Source organism: Methylophilus sp. (assembly GCF_008015755.1).
In the GTDB taxonomy this organism is placed as follows: Bacteria; Pseudomonadota; Gammaproteobacteria; order Burkholderiales; family Methylophilaceae; genus Methylophilus.
Genome location: NZ_SSGF01000032.1, coordinates 20,003 through 36,115 on the forward strand (window position 1 = coordinate 20,003; position 16,113 = coordinate 36,115).

The 16,113-nt window shown below is 50.9% G+C and carries 16 protein-coding genes; 5 read left to right on the top strand and 11 right to left on the bottom strand.

Features of this window, described 5'->3' with window-relative positions:
• Positions 1-20 precede the first annotated feature (20 nt).
• Together E6Q52_RS11925 and E6Q52_RS11930 are read left to right on the top strand one after the other, a co-directional pair.
• On the top strand, positions 21-338 hold the full coding sequence (locus E6Q52_RS11925) for a rhodanese-like domain-containing protein (protein ID WP_292822314.1): 318 nt from the start codon (positions 21-23) through the stop codon (positions 336-338).
• 19 nt (positions 339-357) lie between these two features.
• Complete coding sequence (locus E6Q52_RS11930) at positions 358-591, top strand: sulfurtransferase TusA family protein (protein ID WP_292822316.1); 234 nt, start codon at positions 358-360, stop codon at positions 589-591.
• A gap of 70 nt (positions 592-661) precedes the next feature.
• On the opposite strand, the gene E6Q52_RS11935 is transcribed toward E6Q52_RS11930, so the two are convergent.
• Both E6Q52_RS11935 and ilvA read right to left on the bottom strand, forming a co-directional pair.
• Entirely contained in the window at positions 662-1,792 is a 1,131-nt protein-coding gene (locus E6Q52_RS11935) for a glutaminyl-peptide cyclotransferase (RefSeq protein WP_292822318.1), read from the bottom strand.
• Positions 1,793-1,951: 159 nt separating this feature from the next.
• Positions 1,952-3,463, bottom strand: coding sequence for a threonine ammonia-lyase, biosynthetic (gene ilvA / locus E6Q52_RS11940; RefSeq protein WP_292822320.1), 1,512 nt, complete (start codon positions 3,461-3,463; stop codon positions 1,952-1,954).
• A 96-nt stretch (positions 3,464-3,559) separates the two neighbouring features.
• On the opposite strand from ilvA, the gene rpiA reads away from it, so the two are divergent.
• Entirely contained in the window at positions 3,560-4,222 is a 663-nt protein-coding gene (gene rpiA / locus E6Q52_RS11945; RefSeq protein WP_292822344.1) for a ribose-5-phosphate isomerase RpiA, read from the top strand.
• A gap of 72 nt (positions 4,223-4,294) precedes the next feature.
• On the top strand, positions 4,295-4,999 hold the full coding sequence (gene phoU, locus E6Q52_RS11950) for a phosphate signaling complex protein PhoU (RefSeq protein ID WP_292822322.1): 705 nt from the start codon (positions 4,295-4,297) through the stop codon (positions 4,997-4,999).
• A 57-nt stretch (positions 5,000-5,056) separates the two neighbouring features.
• On the opposite strand, the gene E6Q52_RS11955 is transcribed toward phoU, so the two are convergent.
• The gene (locus E6Q52_RS11955) at positions 5,057-5,329 is read right to left on the bottom strand and encodes an oxidative damage protection protein (protein WP_292822324.1); all 273 of its coding nucleotides are present in this window, start codon (positions 5,327-5,329) and stop codon (positions 5,057-5,059) included.
• 77 nt (positions 5,330-5,406) lie between these two features.
• On the opposite strand from E6Q52_RS11955, the gene E6Q52_RS11960 reads away from it, so the two are divergent.
• Complete coding sequence (locus E6Q52_RS11960; protein ID WP_292822326.1) at positions 5,407-5,802, top strand: diacylglycerol kinase; 396 nt, start codon at positions 5,407-5,409, stop codon at positions 5,800-5,802.
• 64 nt (positions 5,803-5,866) lie between these two features.
• Here E6Q52_RS11960 and E6Q52_RS11965 read toward each other — a convergent pair whose 3' ends face one another.
• From E6Q52_RS11965 to rimP, 8 genes are all read right to left on the bottom strand, one after another.
• Positions 5,867-7,891, bottom strand: a complete 2,025-nt coding sequence (locus E6Q52_RS11965; RefSeq protein ID WP_292822328.1) for a TonB-dependent receptor — start codon at positions 7,889-7,891, stop codon at positions 5,867-5,869.
• 96 nt (positions 7,892-7,987) lie between these two features.
• Positions 7,988-8,302, bottom strand: coding sequence for a hypothetical protein (locus tag E6Q52_RS11970; RefSeq protein ID WP_292822330.1), 315 nt, complete (start codon positions 8,300-8,302; stop codon positions 7,988-7,990).
• 48 nt (positions 8,303-8,350) lie between these two features.
• Positions 8,351-9,370 (bottom strand): histone deacetylase, encoded by a 1,020-nt coding sequence (locus E6Q52_RS11975; protein WP_292822332.1) that lies wholly within the window; start codon positions 9,368-9,370, stop codon positions 8,351-8,353.
• 142 nt (positions 9,371-9,512) lie between these two features.
• Positions 9,513-10,412 carry a tRNA pseudouridine(55) synthase TruB gene (gene truB, locus E6Q52_RS11980; RefSeq protein WP_292822334.1) on the bottom strand — a complete coding sequence of 300 codons (900 nt, stop codon included), beginning with the start codon at positions 10,410-10,412 and terminating at the stop codon, positions 9,513-9,515.
• An 18-nt stretch (positions 10,413-10,430) separates the two neighbouring features.
• Positions 10,431-10,787, bottom strand: coding sequence for a 30S ribosome-binding factor RbfA (rbfA, locus tag E6Q52_RS11985; RefSeq protein WP_292822336.1), 357 nt, complete (start codon positions 10,785-10,787; stop codon positions 10,431-10,433).
• A complete protein-coding gene (gene infB / locus E6Q52_RS11990) occupies positions 10,787-13,492 on the bottom strand; it encodes a translation initiation factor IF-2 (protein ID WP_292822338.1) in 2,706 nt (901 codons plus the stop codon). Before infB ends, rbfA begins: the two co-directional genes overlap by 1 nt.
• A 67-nt stretch (positions 13,493-13,559) precedes the next feature.
• The gene (gene nusA / locus E6Q52_RS11995; RefSeq protein WP_292822340.1) at positions 13,560-15,026 is read right to left on the bottom strand and encodes a transcription termination factor NusA; all 1,467 of its coding nucleotides are present in this window, start codon (positions 15,024-15,026) and stop codon (positions 13,560-13,562) included.
• A gap of 39 nt (positions 15,027-15,065) precedes the next feature.
• Positions 15,066-15,554: a ribosome maturation factor RimP gene (gene rimP / locus E6Q52_RS12000; RefSeq protein WP_292822342.1), complete on the bottom strand. Its 489-nt coding sequence runs from the start codon at positions 15,552-15,554 to the stop codon at positions 15,066-15,068.
• Positions 15,555-16,113 lie beyond the last annotated feature (559 nt).

Consider the following 16,113-nt stretch of genomic DNA (forward strand, 5'->3'; position numbering starts at 1 on the left):
TTCTTTTTCTGGGTTTGTTGATGTCATTAAAACACTTAACACCGGACGAATTACACCCATTATTAAATGATCCATCATTGCTGCTTGTTGATATCCGCAATGATCATGAGCTGGTTTCCGGCATCTTGCCTGGCGCGCTGCATGTGCCCTTGGGCAATCTGACCGCAGTATTCGACCAGCTGCCACAAGACAAAAAAATAGTGTTTTATTGCCGCAGTGGCGTGCGCTCGGTAGCCGCAGGCGAATTTGCGCTGGCACAAGGCCGCACAGATGTGTCGCATCTGGCTGGCGGCATATTGGCCTGGGCCAATGCAGGCCTGCCCATCAGTGCCGCTTAACCGTTTCTAGAGAGCCTCTATGCATAGCGATAAAGACCTTGATGCCCGCAATTTAAATTGCCCGTTGCCTATCTTGCGCTGTAAAAAAGCTCTCAATGAGCTCACCGCAGAGCAAGTGCTTAAAATCACCGCCACCGACCCTGGCTCAAAAAAAGACTTTGACGCATTTTGCCGCCAAACCGGCCATACCTTACTAGACACTCAAGAAGCTGAAGGTGTGTTCACCTTCTGGATTCGCAAACGCAGCGCCTAAGCCTTGCGCCTAATATCGCAATTAAAAAGCCCGCAATTGCGGGCTTTTTAACGTCTAAGCGATACGCTTATTATTTCGCGCGCTCCAAGCTACCCATCGCTTTAGGGAAAGTGACCACACCCCAAGGCATGTTCTTCACTTCCACCTGGCTGGTCACTTCCAGCTTGTCGGCATCGATCACCAGCACCGCATCAGACTTACCACACGCCAGCAAGATATTCTTGTTGTCCGGGGTAAAGCTGAAATGCCAGCAACGGTTAGCGGTCGGCACTTCTTTGAGCTTTTCAAAGGTCTTGGCATCGAACACTTGTAACAACTTAGCCTTGTTAGTGGCGACAAAAATACGCTCACCCTTGCTGTCGTAAGCAATACCGTAAGGCGTTTCAGCCGTATCCACCGTGCGCACGACATTAAAGTCTTTATCCAGCACCAGGATCTTATTACCAAACTCCAATGTCGCCAGGTAAGTATTCCCATCTGGCGAGACTTTAATACCGCGTGGTCTATCACCGTATTCATGGGTCGGGATGGTTTTCACCAGTTCGCCAGTCTCAATGTTATGCACAGTCACGGTGTTATCGGCTTCATTGGTAATCACCAGCTGTTTACCATCGGCTGAAAATTCCAGGCCTTCGGTTTCCGGGCCACCCGTGATTTCACGAATCTTCTCACCCTTGGTCAAATCTATCACTGCGATTTTGGCCGGGATTTTTTCATCATCGTCGTCATCGTCCTCTTCTGCAGGCTTAGCACCTGGTTTTGGTGGCGGGCCTGCCTTGGCACTAGGCTCGGAGGAGACAAACGCATAGTTACCGCTGATACGCACAAACTCAGGGTTTTTACCGACCTCAATCTGTTTAACCACTTCGCCGGTCGCCGTATCAATCACGGAAACACTGCCATTTTCACGCGTAGCAACCACCAACCGCTTACCATCGTCAGTCACCGCCAGACCACGCGGGCCTTGTGCCTTGACGTCCAACTGCTTGGTGACCTGCATGGTAGCCAGATTAATCACATTGACGCCAGCATCCTGGGTTGACACATAAGCCACTGCGCCAGCGGTAGACTCAGCTGCGGGCGCAGCCGCTTCAGCGGCAGGCTCTTCCTGTTTGTTACAGGCGGCAACCGTAGCAACCAATGCCAGCAACAGCAAGCTTGTGCGCGTACGGCGCACCAATTGTGAATTCAACATTTGCATTTATCTCCTGATTTTTATATTTAAAGCCTATGTATGCAGCAAGAATCATACTCACTGCCAAACCATGGCCCATGATTGCTTTTGGCATCGCCACCAACCATATCGGCTGTAAGCAGCCACCATGATGGCTTTTTACAGCCATCGTAGCTTAACCATAAACTAGCCGAGGAACAAACGATAAGCCGGGTTTTGGCTTTCATCCCAATAAGGATAACCCAGTTGCTGCAAAAACTGCTCAAACGCGGCTTTATCTTCTGGCGGCACCTGCATCCCAACCAGCACACGGCCAAAATCGGCGCCATGATTACGGTAGTGAAACAAACTGATGTTCCAGTTGTGACCCATGGATTCGAGAAAGTTCATTAATGCACCTGGTTTTTCCGGGAACTCAAAGCGGTAAACCACCTCATTTTGCGCTTGCGGTGCGTGACCACCCACCAGGTGGCGCAGGTGCAGTTTGGCCATTTCGTTGTCACTTAAATTCAGGGTCGGCAAACCTGCGGCCTCTAGCGTGCTGGCAATCTGTGCCGCTTCTGCCGGATTGTGCACGGCCAGGCCGACAAAAATATGCGCCTGTTGGGTATCAGAAAAACGGTAATTGAATTCGGTGATGTTACGGCTACCCAACTGGCGGCAAAACGCTTTAAATGCACCGGGCGTTTCCGGAATCGTCACCGCAAAGACGGCTTCGCGATGTTCACCCAACTCGGCACGCTCGGCAATAAAGCGCAGGCGGTCAAAGTTCATATTGGCACCTGAGGCGATCGCAATCATGGTTTTGCCTTGCAAACCATGTTTTTCACTGTAGGCCTTGAGGCCAGCCAAAGACAAGGCACCAGCTGGTTCGAGTATGCTGCGCGTATCCTCAAACACGTCTTTAATCGCCGCGCACACTTCATCGTTATCGACCACCATCATCTCGTCCACATACTGCTGCACCAGGGCAAACGTATGCTCGCCGACTTGCTTCACCGCCGCGCCATCCGCGAACAAGCCCACTTGTTCCAGCATCACCCGTTGGCCAAGTTTCACTGACTCGGTCATGGCTTCGGCATCCTGCGCTTCAACGCCAATCACCTTGATCTCAGGCCGTACGGCTTTGATGTAGGCGGCAATACCTGCCAGCAACCCACCGCCGCCAACGCAGCAAAAAATCGCTTCTATCGGCTCAGGATGATCCTGCACGATTTCCAGCGCGATGGTGCCCTGTCCAGCGATCACATCCGGGTCATCATACGGGTGTACAAAGGTCAGACCTTCGGTCTTTTCAATTTCCAGCGCATACGCATAAGCATCGGAGTAGCTGTCACCGAATAACACCACTTCAGCGCCACGTGCACGCACCGCATTGACCTTGATCGCAGGCGTGGTGATTGGCATCACAATCACCGCGCGACAACCCATCTTTTGCGCGCTAAGCGCCACGCCTTGTGCGTGGTTACCAGCGCTGGCACAAATCACGCCGCGTGCCAGTGCTTCAGGCGGCAGGTTAGCCATTTTGTTATAGGCGCCGCGCAGCTTGAACGAAAACACTGGCTGCATGTCTTCACGCTTTAATAACACCCGGTTTTTAAAGCGCGCAGACAGGTTGGGCATCTCATCGAGCGGCGTATGCCTGGCCACTGCATAGACTTGGGAGTGTTCGATTTTTTCGCGGTAATTGATGGTCATGAAATACGTTAAGATTTTAAAACCGCAGGGTTGCAGTGTTATGATAGAGAATTGTTTGTATTATAAAGAATTAATCAAGGATTGAAGCACATGGCAATGGATAAAGCACAACAAGATGCACTGAAACTCGAAGTGGCAAAAGCTGCAGTGACTTATGTTAAAGACGGTATTATTGGTGTGGGCACTGGCTCAACCGCCAACTTTTTTATTGATGAACTGGCCAAAGTAAAACACAAAATTAACGGCGCAGTGGCCAGCTCAGAAGCGACCGCAGAACGCCTGCGTGGTCACGGCATTGAAGTGTTTGACTTGAACAGTGTGGACAGCCTGGACATTTACGTCGATGGTGCCGACGAAATCACCGAACACATGCATATGCTCAAAGGCGGCGGCGGTGCGTTGACGCGTGAAAAAATCGTGGCAGCGGTGGCTAAATCTTTTATCTGTATCTGCGACGAAAGCAAATTCGTACCGGTGTTGGGCAAGTTCCCATTACCAGTAGAAGTGTTGCCTATGGCGCGTAGCCACGTGGCACGTGAACTGGTGAAACTGGGCGGCCAGCCAAAACTGCGTGACTTCACCACCGACAACGGCAACCTGATTCTGGACGTGCATGGTTTGACCATTAGCGACCCGATTGAACTGGAAGCCAAAATCAATGCGATCGTTGGCGTTGTGACCAATGGTCTGTTTGCCGCTCGCCCTGCGAACGTCTTGTTGCTGGCGACTCCTAACGGTGTGAAGACACTGACAAAGTAATTGCAAAATCATCATGAAGTTGTCATATTGTGCTGGTAACCTGCACCGGCACAATAATTAGGAAAATTTGTCATGCAATTTGAACATACCTCTAAGCAATACGATGTAGAACTGGAATCGGTACGCGCCAAGGTTCTGGAAATGGGGGGGCTGGTTGAGCAGCAGATTGTGAATGCGCTGGAGGCACTGACCAGTGCTGACGTCAACCTGGCCAAAGATGTGATGGAGCGTGACACGCGCGTCAATGCACTGGAAGTGCAAGTGGATGAAGATTGCAGCCATATCATTGCCCGCAGACAACCTGCCGCACGTGATTTGCGCATGATCATGATGATGGTGAAAACCATCACCGATCTCGAGCGCATTGGCGATGAAGCAACCAAAATTGCGCGTACTGCTCAGCGTATTTATGAGCAGGACCGTATGTACAAGCCACGGTTTAACGAGATTAAATCCATGGTTGGTATTGTGCGTGAAATGTTGCGCACTTCTCTGGATTCTTTCGCCCGCCTGGACGTGAGCCAAACGGTTGAGGTGGCCAAGCAGGACGAGCAAGTCGATGAGCAGTTCCGCGCCGCCATGCGTCAGCTGATTACCTTTATGCTGGAAGACCCGCGCACCATCTCCATGTCACTCGAAGTGCTGTTTGTGGCGAAAGCGGTTGAGCGGATTGGTGATCATGCCAAAAACATTTCCGAATACGTCGTCTACATGGTGAAAGGCAAAGATGTACGCCACACCAGCCTGGAAGACATTCAGCGCGAAACACAATCTTAAGCGGCAACAAAAACAAAAAAGCACTCCTAGGAGTGCTTTTTTAATGCGCGAAGTCAGTTAAGCGCTGGGTGGTACATAACCACTGGCAGTATCGGCGCCTTCGCCAAAAAAGTACTTTTCAGTTTGCTCTGACAAATACTTTCTGGCACTGGCATCTGCCAGGCTCAAACGGTTTTCGTTCACCAGCATGGTTTGTTGCTTTAACCAACCAGCCCAGGCCTCTTTGGACACATGCATATAAATCTTTTTGCCCAATTCACCAGGATACGGCGGAAAATCCATGCCTTCCAGCTCTTTGCCCAACTTCACACATTGCACTAATCTTGCCATGTTCGTTCCTCACTATACTGCTAAAAGCGCTATCATAGCGCATGTTAAAATATGATGTCGCAATTTAGAGATAAACCATGCAAAACAATCAACCCTCCAGCCACCAGGAAAGTCCGTTTAAAGGCAAAACTGGTCTTCGTCGCTTAATCAATGCCTTTGGCTACTCGATGGATGGCTTTAAAGCCGCCTACCAACACGAGGACGCTTTCCGCCAGGAGGTCTGGCTGTCACTGGTGTTGATCCCATTGGCCTTTTATCTAGAGGCTGAGGCGTTACACCGCATCCTGATGGTTGGCAGCGTGCTGCTGGTCATGATCGTTGAATTGCTCAACTCTGCGGTTGAGGCCGTGGTTGATCGCGTCTCTATTGAGCGCCACGCTTTGGCCAAACGCGCCAAGGACATTGGCAGCGCAGCGGTATTATTGGCGCTGATCAATCTAGGCGTAGTGTGGGGATTAATCTTACTAGGCTAATCTCAGCTAGCACACTCATTAAAAAAGGTTGGCAATGCCAACCTTTTTTATTCATTCATTTAGCTTAGAAATCAGCCCTGGCGCCAACCAGAATTGATCGCGCCCCGGCAGGCGAAATATCCTTCAGAAAAGACGCATGCTCGCGAATCTCATCATTGAGCAGGTTATTGGCTTTAGCAAACAACTCTACGTTGTATTTCACAGGCAGCTTGAAGGCGACCAACGCACTGAGGTTGGTATATCCATCGGTTTTCAGTTCGTTTTCAGCCACATTGTTTTGCTTAAAAGCGTGCAACACATCCATACGCGCGTTCCAGTTGCCTAAACGGTAATCGAGCCCGCCCCCCAATCGCAATGGCGAGATACGCGGCAAGTATTCGTTGTTGCGGGTGTCTTTAGCATGCACATAGTCACCACGCAGCTTGAGTGCCCACTCATCATTCAAGGCAAACTTACCTTCGAGCTCAAGGCCTTTAAACAGGGCGGGGACCGCTTGAAAGTTTGCGATCGGCAAGCCTGAGCCTGGGTCGGTTGCGCCGTTATTAAACAAACCGATAAAGTTCTGGAAACGCGTCGCATAGGCACCGAAAGTGATGCTATGTCCATTAGCTTTCCACTTTAGCTGGGCATCAATACCATTTGACGTTTCTTTGTTGAGATTGGCATTACCCACCTCAAACTGGCCAGTGGCCACATGCTCACCATTGGCATACAGCTCAAAGTAGCTAGGTGCGCGTTCGTTATGTGAAAGATTAGCCGTTGCACTCCAGGCATCATCAATGGTGTATAAACCACCCAAGGCAAAACTGTTCGGATTAAAGCGGTTGTTAAATGCTTGCGTAAAAATGACATCTGCACTGGAGTTAACGGTTGTCTCACCCAGTCGCCCGCCAAATGTGATTTTGTGCTTATCAATAGGCAGCTCTTCATAGACGTAGAGCGCCTGTGACTGTGTCACCACGCTAGGCACGAATGCTTCCTCACCCAAGGCCTGAAAACGGGTATTCTGGAACTGATAACCCAATACACCATTGACCTTACCCAGCGGCACATGGGTTGCCTCTAAGCTACCTTCCATACCGCGATTTTTAAATGTCGTTCCAACCACACCATCTTCCAGCTCAACGTGCTGATAATCCGTATGGGCCATGCGCAATTTGAGTTTTTGCAACGGTCCCTTTAAATCGCGCACTTCACCCGCCAGTTCCAGACGTTTGTTTTGCATATCGATGCGTACACTGTCTTCTGCCACCGTACCATAGTTGTTATTCGAATCAGCATAGGATACGCCCAGGTAGCCAGTATCAAAGGTCCAAGATGCGCCCAACGCACCGCCGTTTGCCAGCGCAGCACTATTATTCAATTTGCCATCGCCCTTGCTGTCGCGCGGCGTACCATCTGCCCGGCTTTTGCGCTTAGACACAGCATAGCCTGGAATCTCCAGATTGCTGGTTTCGCGGCTATACACATCGGCATGCAGCGCAAAGATGCCGTTACCAACGTCCATCACTGCCGCGCCGTTGCGCGTATTATCCGGCCCGCCAAAGCGCGCCTCAGCACGACCGGTATACCCATCTAAAGACTCTTTCGGGATACGATGGTCAATGGCGTTGACCACGCCACCCATCGCGCTACCGCCGTAGAGCAAGGCCGCAGGCCCGCGTACGACGTCAATCTGCTCAATAATCAACGGATCTATACCCACGGCATGGTCAAAGCTCAGGGAAGAAGCATCGAGCACACCGACACCGTTTTGCATGATGCGCACGCGCTCACCATCCAGACCGCGGATAATCGGGCGTGAGGCATTGGGGCCAAACTGCGTCGCCGTGACGCCTGGGATGCCGTTGAGCGTCTCACCCAGCGTGCCTTGGCGGCGCAGGCTTAATTCGCGGCCCCCAAGCACGGACACCGGGACGACCATATCATCCGACGCGACACCTAAAGGATTGCCGGTCACCGGCACTTGATCAAGATCGATATTTGAAGTGTTATCTGCAGCTAAGACAGGTGTCGTTAATGCGGCCATCATCGCCAGCCATAGCGGTTTGTGACGCCAGGCAGGCGCCATCTGTTTCATCATATTCATTGCGTTTCCAGACATGATAGAGACAGTGCAAGCTGCACTGTACTCAAAATAAATGTGCACCAGACATGGCTTTGCCAGTCAGGGCGCGTTTAATAATCAGGCGGAAGTCATGAAGGGTGGCGCACGTGCAGAATAAACGGCAACGTGATGCGTATTGACCGCAATAATCGCTGCGGCGGGGAGGGTAACCTGAGACAGTGGCGGCAAATGCCACTGCGGCGTTTGTGTCAGCGCGCCAGCGGCATGCGCTAAGCTAATACACAAGGTACAAGGCTCATTGCCTTGTTTTTTATCGGGTTGTGACTGCTGAGTCAGCTCTTTGATGTGGCTAATTTCGTGCGTAGCAATGCCAGTTTGCGCAATGGCAAACAGCATGGCCAACAGAAAATACACATAAAAGCGTTTTAACATCTTGAATATATTAGCATATATTTATGACAATCGAATGAACAGCCACCTCTAGCGCAGCAATGCACTGAGAATCGCTTCCACCGCATTGGCATTTTGCACGGGCACATAGCCGCCTTCCAGCAGCCACAGCATACGTCCTTGCGCATAAGTCTCGGCCAGCTGTTTAATGCGGGTGGCGATATTGCTATATCCCGCATCTGTGTATTGCAACGCCCCTAAACGATCACCGGCATGTGCATCCAGCCCGGCCGACACCAGGACGAGTTGCGGTCGGAATTGCTGCATGGCAGGCGCCAACTGCTGCGCTAATGCATGCAAAAGCACTTGTTCGTTGCTGCCTGGGTGCACATCCACATTCATGGTATAGCCCAGCCCGGCGCCTATCCCCTGTTCAGACGGACGACCACTGCCGGGATACAAGGGATGCTGATGCGCACTAAAATAAAAGACGCTGTTATCTGCCTCAAAAATCGCCTGCGTGCCATTGCCATGATGCACGTCGATATCAATAATTAAAATGCGTTGAATGGCGTAACGCTGCTGGGCATAACGCGCCGCAACGGCAATATGGTTAATCAGACAAAATCCCATCCCGCGTTCGCGGGTGGCGTGATGACCGGGTGGGCGCACCAGGGCAAATGCGGTCGCGGATGGCTGAGACATGATGGCATCCACGCCTGCCATGCCCGCACCAGAAGCCAGTGTCGCCACCGCCACCGAGTGTGGCGAAATCACCGTGTCGCCAGTACTGAGTAGCCTGCGCTCCCCAGCATGGACATGTGCTTGCTCAGCATCTAGCAAATCGAGATAAGCGGCGCTGTGCACGCGTAATAAATCTGCACGCGTGGCCGCAGCAAAAGCAGGCCAGCGCAACAATGGTTGCCACGACGGCTGTTGCAAGCGCTCCACAATCGCACTGACGCGATGCGCTTGCTCCGGATGCTCAGGCCCTGGGTCATGTGTTTCAAAGCGGGCGTCATACAAGATGGTAATGGGCGGCTTGCCAGAGCTGGCTGATGCGCCATCCTGCGCAACAGCCTCAGGCATGCAGAGCAGCAAGGGACTCAACACTAATAGTCCCGACAGCAGAGGAGAACAATATCGCTTCATGGCTAGCGGCCAAATTAAGGGGCAATCTATGGATTGTAAAAACTTGCCGCATTGGTGGCAAGCCAAGCAATCAAGTAGTCAAGCGGCTGGATTAGCCAGTTTAGAGATTGACCACGCGTTTGGGCGCGATGCGGCCGTCGCGCTGTTGAAAACCGACGCCCAGAAACAGGCCAGCCTCACTATAAATACGCAGTTCGCCTGGCGGAATAATGCCTGACACCCACACCGGATTACCCTGCTTGAAATAATAAGCCGCATCGTCTTGCAGCTCGATTTTTGGTAACGCCGTGATCGCGGTATCCACCGGCAGTAACAAGGCATCACGCTGTTCGGCGGTCATCTGTTCTAATGCTTCAATGGTCACCGTATGCGCAATCTGGTAGGTGGCCGTCGCCGTGCGGCGTAAGGCAGTTAAATGCGCGCCAGCCTGCAAGGCTTTACCAATATCCTCACCCAGGGTGCGAATGTAAGTGCCTTTGCTACAGGTGACTTCAATCTCTGCACTGTTATCGGCACAACCGAGCACACGCAAGGCATAAATCGTCACCTGGCGTGGTTTACGCTCCAACTCGACACCATCGCGCGCGTATTCATACAAAGGCTTGCCGTTCACCTTGAGTGCCGAATACATCGGTGGCACTTGCGTGATCTCACCCATAAATTGCGGCAACACCTGCTCAATCTGCGCGCGGCTGATCTCACAATCCACCTGGCTGACCACATCGCCTTCTTTATCGCCGGTGGTGGTGGTCACACCAAACTTGACGGTCGCCACATAGGTTTTATTTTCATCAGTTAAATGCTGGGCAAACTTGGTAGCCTCCCCTAGGCAGATAGGCAACACGCCGGTCGCCAAAGGGTCCAGCGTGCCAGTGTGTCCTGCTTTTTGCGCCTGATATAACCACTTGACCTTTTGCAAGGCCTGGTTGGAAGAAAAACCATACGGTTTGTCGAGCAATAACACGCCGCTCACGGCGCGTTTAATGCGTTTGGTTTGCATAGATAAAAAAGGGAGAAATTAGTCTTGCGGCGGTGTATCAGACAACGCTGCATTGATCAGCTTGTCCATGTGCATGCCGCGGTCTATGGATTCGTCATAGACAAAGTGTAATTGCGGCATGGTACGCAGCATCATGCGTTTGCCCAACTGCGAGCGCAAAAAGCCAGCAGCTTTTTCTAGCCCGGCCTGCAAGCCTTTGCTATTTTTTGCGGCGGTATAAAACACTTTGGCATGCGCCATGTCGCCAGTCACCTCAACACCGGTCAAGGTCACCATCTGTACGCGCGGATCTTTGACCTCAAACATGAGCAAATCCGCCAGTTCACGGCGCATTTGCTCTGAGACACGGTCAGTTCTTGAAAATGCTTTAGCCATTACAGCGTTCTAGCCACTTCAACGACTTCGTAGACTTCCAGAATATCGCCCACTTCGATCTCGTTGTAGTTCTTGAGAGACAGGCCGCACTCGAAGTTGTTTTTGACTTCTTTAACGTCGTCTTTAAAGCGCTTCAGAGAATCCAGCTCACCAGTGTGAATAATCACATTGTTGCGCAGTACGCGTACTTTGGAGTTGCGTTTAACCACACCATCCTGCACATAACAACCGGCAATCGAACCCACTTTGGAAATCTTGAACACTTCGCGGATTTCGACAGTGCCTATCATCTGCTCTTTGTGTTCTGGAGCCAACATACCACCCAGTGCCGCTTTGATTTCATCAACGGCTTCGTAAATGATGTTGTAGTAACGCAGGTCTACATCCAGATTTTCCACCAATTTACGGGCACCGGCATCCGCACGCACGTTAAAGCCGATCAACACCGCTTTAGACGCCGCCGCCAGGTTCACATCAGACTCGCTGATCGCACCCACGGCCGTGTGAATGATATTCACGCGCACTTCATTGGTTGAGAGTTTCTGCAAGCTGGTAGTCAAGGCTTCAAATGACCCCTGAACATCAGACTTGATAATGAGGTTCAGTGTTTGCACTTCACCTTCAGCCATCTGCTCAAACATGTTTTCCAGTTTGGCTGCTTGCTGCTTGGCCAGCTTCACATCGCGGAACTTGCCTTGACGGAACAGGGCGATTTCACGCGCCTTACGTTCATCGTTCAATACAATGGTTTCTTCACCGGCGCTAGGCACGTCAGACAAGCCCAACACTTCCACCGGGATCGAAGGACCCGCTTCTTTAATGTCATTGCCGTTTTCGTCCAGCATGGCGCGTACACGACCATAAGCCGTACCCGCCAGCAACATGTCACCACGGCGCAGCACACCAGACTGTACCAATACGGTAGACACCGGGCCGCGACCTTTGTCCAGGCGGCCTTCAATCACCAAGCCTTTGGCCGGGGTATTTTGTGGTGAAGTCAGTTCCAGTACTTCTGCCTGCAACAGCACGGCTTCGAGCAACTCATCAATGCCTTTGCCGGTTTTGGCAGACACTTCACGGAACATGGTTTCACCGCCATATTCTTCAGGCACCACTTCGTGCGAAATCAATTCGTTTTTCACACGGTCAGGTTGCGCTTCTGGTTTATCCACCTTATTGATCGCCACCACGATAGGCACATTACCCGCTTTGGCATGGTGAATCGCTTCAATCGTTTGCGGCATCACGCCATCATCGGCAGACACCACCAGAATCACAATATCGGTGGCCTTGGCACCACGGGCACGCATGGCGGTAAACGCCTCGTGACCAGGCGTATCAAGGAAAGTCACCATGCCGCGTGGTGTTTCCACGTGGTAAGCACCAATATGCTGGGTAATGCCACCGGCTTCGCCAGAGGCCACACGGCTACGACGAATGTAATCCAGCAATGAGGTTTTACCATGGTCAACGTGACCCATCACTGTCACCACTGGCGGACGCGCTTCCATCACCGCTTCGACTGTTTCCGTCTCTTCCAGGAAGCTTTCTGGGTCGTTTGCAGCCGCAGCTTGCGCTTTATGGCCCATTTCTTCTACCAGAATGATCGCTGTATCTTGATCCAGTACCTGGTTAATGGTCACCATCATGCCCATTTTCATCAAGGCCTTGATCACTTCTGCAGCTTTGACTGACATTTTGTGTGCCAGGTCAGCCACTGAAATGGTTTCAGGCACCATCACCTCTTTGATCAATGGCTCAGTCGGCGCATTGAATGCATGTTGGTCATCTTTGCTTGATTTGTGGTGTTTACCTTTGGGTGTACGCCAGCCCTGAGCACCACCAGCCGGGGCATCACCGCGGGTTTTAATACCGCGTTTTTTGTTTTCGTTATCGGTCCAGTCGCGATTATCGGTCTTGGCCTTTTTGTCTTTGGTTTCTGGTTTATCAGCCACTTTGTTGGCCGGCTTGTGCAAAGTGCCTTCAGACAGCTTAGTCGCTGCCGGTTTATTCTTCGCTGCTTCTGCCTCGGCCTGGCGTTTTGCTTCTTCTTCTGCACGACGCAAGGTCAATGCTTGCTTGCGCTGAACATCCTCAGCTTGCAAGGCAGCCAGCTTAGCGGCACGCACCGCTTCGTTCTCGCGCAAAGCAATTTCCTGCGCCGAAAGCACCGCTGTTTTTTTCGCTACGACAGGCGCAGGCGTCTCAACCACAGGGGCAGATTCAACCACTACCGGAGTCTCAACTGGCTCAGGTTCTGGCTCGGGCAGGACTTCAGCCACCTCTTCAACCACAGGCGTTTCAGCAATGACTTCCTCAATCTCTACAGGCAATTCGTCCAAGACTTCCGGCAAAGCGCTTTCAGCTTCTTCGTAAGTAGCATCAACCGGCTGGTCAAAACCAATTTCCGGGCGCTCCAGTACGCGTTTTTTGCGCACCTCCACTTGAATCGTACGCGCCTTACCTGAGCTGTCGAGCTTTTTGATCTCAGTATTTTGCTTGCGGGTTAAGGTGATTTTATTTTTGGGCGCGTTTGCCGCACCATGCTCTTTACGCAAGTAATCCAGCAAGGCAGCCTTGTCACCTTCTTCCAAAAAATCATCCACAGACGTTTTGTTAACGCCTGCGCTTTTCAGTTGCTCGATAAGCAGAGTCGTTGGAAGACCCAGCTCTGCGGCAAATTGTGCGACGGTTGAAAGTGCCATGTACTGCTCCAGTTCAATTACTTTATTTTTTAATTAAGATGTATGCATGATGTCTTAACCGCATAGGTTACTTAAACCAAGGTGCCCGTGCAGTCATAATCAATGACTTGGCACGCTCTTCATCTATTCCTGTCAACTCCACCAACTCATCGACGGCCAGTTCAGCCAGATCTTCACTGGTGTGGATTTCGTTCGCAGCCAGCTTATGGGCTGTATCTGCATCCATGCCTTCCAGTGTCATCAAATCGTTGGTGTCTTCTTCAACTTTCTCTTCTTTGGCAATGGCCTCTGTCAGCAATGCTGCACGCGCACGAGAGCGCAATTCGTTGATGGTATCTTCATCAAACGCCTCGATTTCAGCCATCTCGGCCAATGGCACGTAAGCAATCTCTTCCAGCGTACTAAAGCCTTCTTGCACCAGAATGTCAGCCACTTCTTCATCCACATCCAGCTTTTCAATAAACAGCTGGCTGATTTTGGCATATTCGTCCTGGCTTTTTTGTGCTGCGGCTTCTTCGGTCAGAATATTCAAGTTCCAACCCGTCAGTTCAGAAGCCAAGCGTACGTTTTGGCCGTTACGACCAATCGCCACCGCCAATTGCTCTTCGTTCACCACCACATCCATGCTGTGTGCATCTTCATCGACGACGATGGAGGTCACTTCAGCCGGTGCCAGCGCATTGATCACGAACTGTGCCGGATCCATACTCCATAACACGATATCCACACGCTCGCCACCCAGTTCAGACGTCACCGCCTGCACACGGGAGCCGCGCATACCCACGCAAGTACCCACTGGGTCCAGACGCTGGTCATTGGTTTTCACGGCAATTTTAGAACGCAAACCTGGATCACGCGCCGCAGAGCGAATCTCCAACAAGCCTTCTTCAATTTCCGGCACTTCGAGCTCAAACAAACGCTTGAGAAAGTCTGGTGCCACGCGTGACAAAATTAATTGTGGACCACGGCCACCGCGGTCAACACGTGACAAATAAGCACGCACACGGTCACCCACGCGCAGGTTTTCTTTCTGAATCATCGCCTCACGTGGCAACAAGCATTCAATACGACCCACTTCAATGATCGCATTGCCTTTTTCCATGCGTTTGATCACGCCAGTGACCAGGTTTTCGCCACGTGCCAGGAAATCCTGAATCATTTGCTCGCGCTCAGCTTCTCGCACTTTTTGCAAAATCACTTGCTTGGCAGCTTGTGCCCCGATACGGCCAAATGAGATCGACTCTAATGGCTCTTCGTAGTAATCACCGATCTGTCTGCTGGCTGCACGCTCATCCTCTTCATCGAATTGGTAAGCAGAGCTTTCCAGCAGGTCGTATTCCACATATTGCCAACGTCTAAAGGTGGCATAATCACCGGTTTCGCGGTCAATTTCCACGCGGATATCAGCACCTTCTTCATGGTTCTTTTTCGTTGCCGAAGCCAATGCCAGTTCCAAGGCAGTAAAAATCACCTCTTTATCCACGTTTTTTTCGTGGGCTAGGGCATCAACCAACAACAATAATTCACGACTCATCGTAATCTCCAACTCACCGTACGGATTAGCTATAACAAATTAATCAAAGACAGGGCTCAAACGAGCCTTATCAATATTATCCAGCGACAATCTATAAATCCAGCCATCGCACTCAACTACCACTTTACCTGCTTCAACCCCTTGCAACAGCCCCAAAAATGTTTTTCTTGGCAGACTGGTTTTAGTGGCCTTTGGACCATCGTCTTGAATACCGATACGCAACTTGATTAGCGCACGCTCACCGGCAAAGCGCACAAAATCGGCCTCTTTGCTTAGTACGCGATCCAAACCGGCGGAAGACACTTCTAGGCGGTCATAATCAATATCCAGCTCAACGGTTAACACATTACCAAGCTGATTACTTACCAATACACAATCATCAATGGTGACACTGTCTTTATTGTCTTTCGGCGTCAGTTTGTCGATAAACACGCGCAGCAATTTGCCACGATTGGCTGTTTCAAAATCAACCAACTCATACCCCAACTGGGCAACCGTCTTTTCAACCACCGAATGCAAATTTTGCATACGCACCCTTAACTCAAAACGTAACGTCCGAAAACAAAAAATGGGCGTAACGCCCATCTATCATTTCGATTATACCAAATTTTCGTTTAAATTCATAGCCAAGCATGCGATGCAACACAGTCGACATAACACAAGAAATGAATGGTGAAAGAACACCAACACGCGCTGATTTTTAATAGCCCACATGGGTCAATGACAGGGACTCGCCACTCTTTTACTATACTTAAAAACGAGGGAGAAGACTCTAATCAACAACCGCCTAAGCGGTGCAAACAAAAAGCAGTACAGATTTCATGGCAGTCTATTTTGAGTATCTCTAAATAGACTTTAACCCGGTGCTTGCACCGGGTTTTTTTCTGCCTGTAATCTGCATAGCATCGTCTGGCTGGCTAGGTTTAGCACTAGATATTATTTATTTTGAGCAATAAAAAACCCAGCACTATTGTGCTGGGTTTTTATGTAAGGAGCTTGGGGATGACCTACTTTCGCATACGAAGAGTACACTATCATTGGCGCAAGTTCGTTTCACGGCCCTGTTCGAGATGGGAAGGGGTGGTTC

Bases quoted from the DNA above. Each gene is read 5' to 3' on its own strand.
- E6Q52_RS11930 (WP_292822316.1), top strand. From the start codon at position 358: ATGCATAGCGATAAAGACCTTGATGCCCGCAATTTAAATTGCCCGTTG.
- E6Q52_RS11925 (WP_292822314.1), top strand. From the start codon at position 21: ATGTCATTAAAACACTTAACACCGGACGAATTACACCCATTATTAAAT.
- infB (WP_292822338.1), bottom strand. From the start codon at position 13,492: ATGGCACTTTCAACCGTCGCACAATTTGCCGCAGAGCTGGGTCTTCCA.
- E6Q52_RS11935 (WP_292822318.1), bottom strand. From the start codon at position 1,792: ATGCAAATGTTGAATTCACAATTGGTGCGCCGTACGCGCACAAGCTTG.
- rbfA (WP_292822336.1), bottom strand. From the start codon at position 10,787: ATGGCTAAAGCATTTTCAAGAACTGACCGTGTCTCAGAGCAAATGCGC.
- nusA (WP_292822340.1), bottom strand. From the start codon at position 15,026: ATGAGTCGTGAATTATTGTTGTTGGTTGATGCCCTAGCCCACGAAAAA.
- truB (WP_292822334.1), bottom strand. From the start codon at position 10,412: ATGCAAACCAAACGCATTAAACGCGCCGTGAGCGGCGTGTTATTGCTC.
- E6Q52_RS11970 (WP_292822330.1), bottom strand. From the start codon at position 8,302: ATGTTAAAACGCTTTTATGTGTATTTTCTGTTGGCCATGCTGTTTGCC.
- E6Q52_RS11960 (WP_292822326.1), top strand. From the start codon at position 5,407: ATGCAAAACAATCAACCCTCCAGCCACCAGGAAAGTCCGTTTAAAGGC.
- rimP (WP_292822342.1), bottom strand. From the start codon at position 15,554: ATGCAAAATTTGCATTCGGTGGTTGAAAAGACGGTTGCCCAGTTGGGG.
- rpiA (WP_292822344.1), top strand. From the start codon at position 3,560: ATGGATAAAGCACAACAAGATGCACTGAAACTCGAAGTGGCAAAAGCT.
- E6Q52_RS11965 (WP_292822328.1), bottom strand. From the start codon at position 7,891: ATGAATATGATGAAACAGATGGCGCCTGCCTGGCGTCACAAACCGCTA.
- phoU (WP_292822322.1), top strand. From the start codon at position 4,295: ATGCAATTTGAACATACCTCTAAGCAATACGATGTAGAACTGGAATCG.
- ilvA (WP_292822320.1), bottom strand. From the start codon at position 3,463: ATGACCATCAATTACCGCGAAAAAATCGAACACTCCCAAGTCTATGCA.
- E6Q52_RS11955 (WP_292822324.1), bottom strand. From the start codon at position 5,329: ATGGCAAGATTAGTGCAATGTGTGAAGTTGGGCAAAGAGCTGGAAGGC.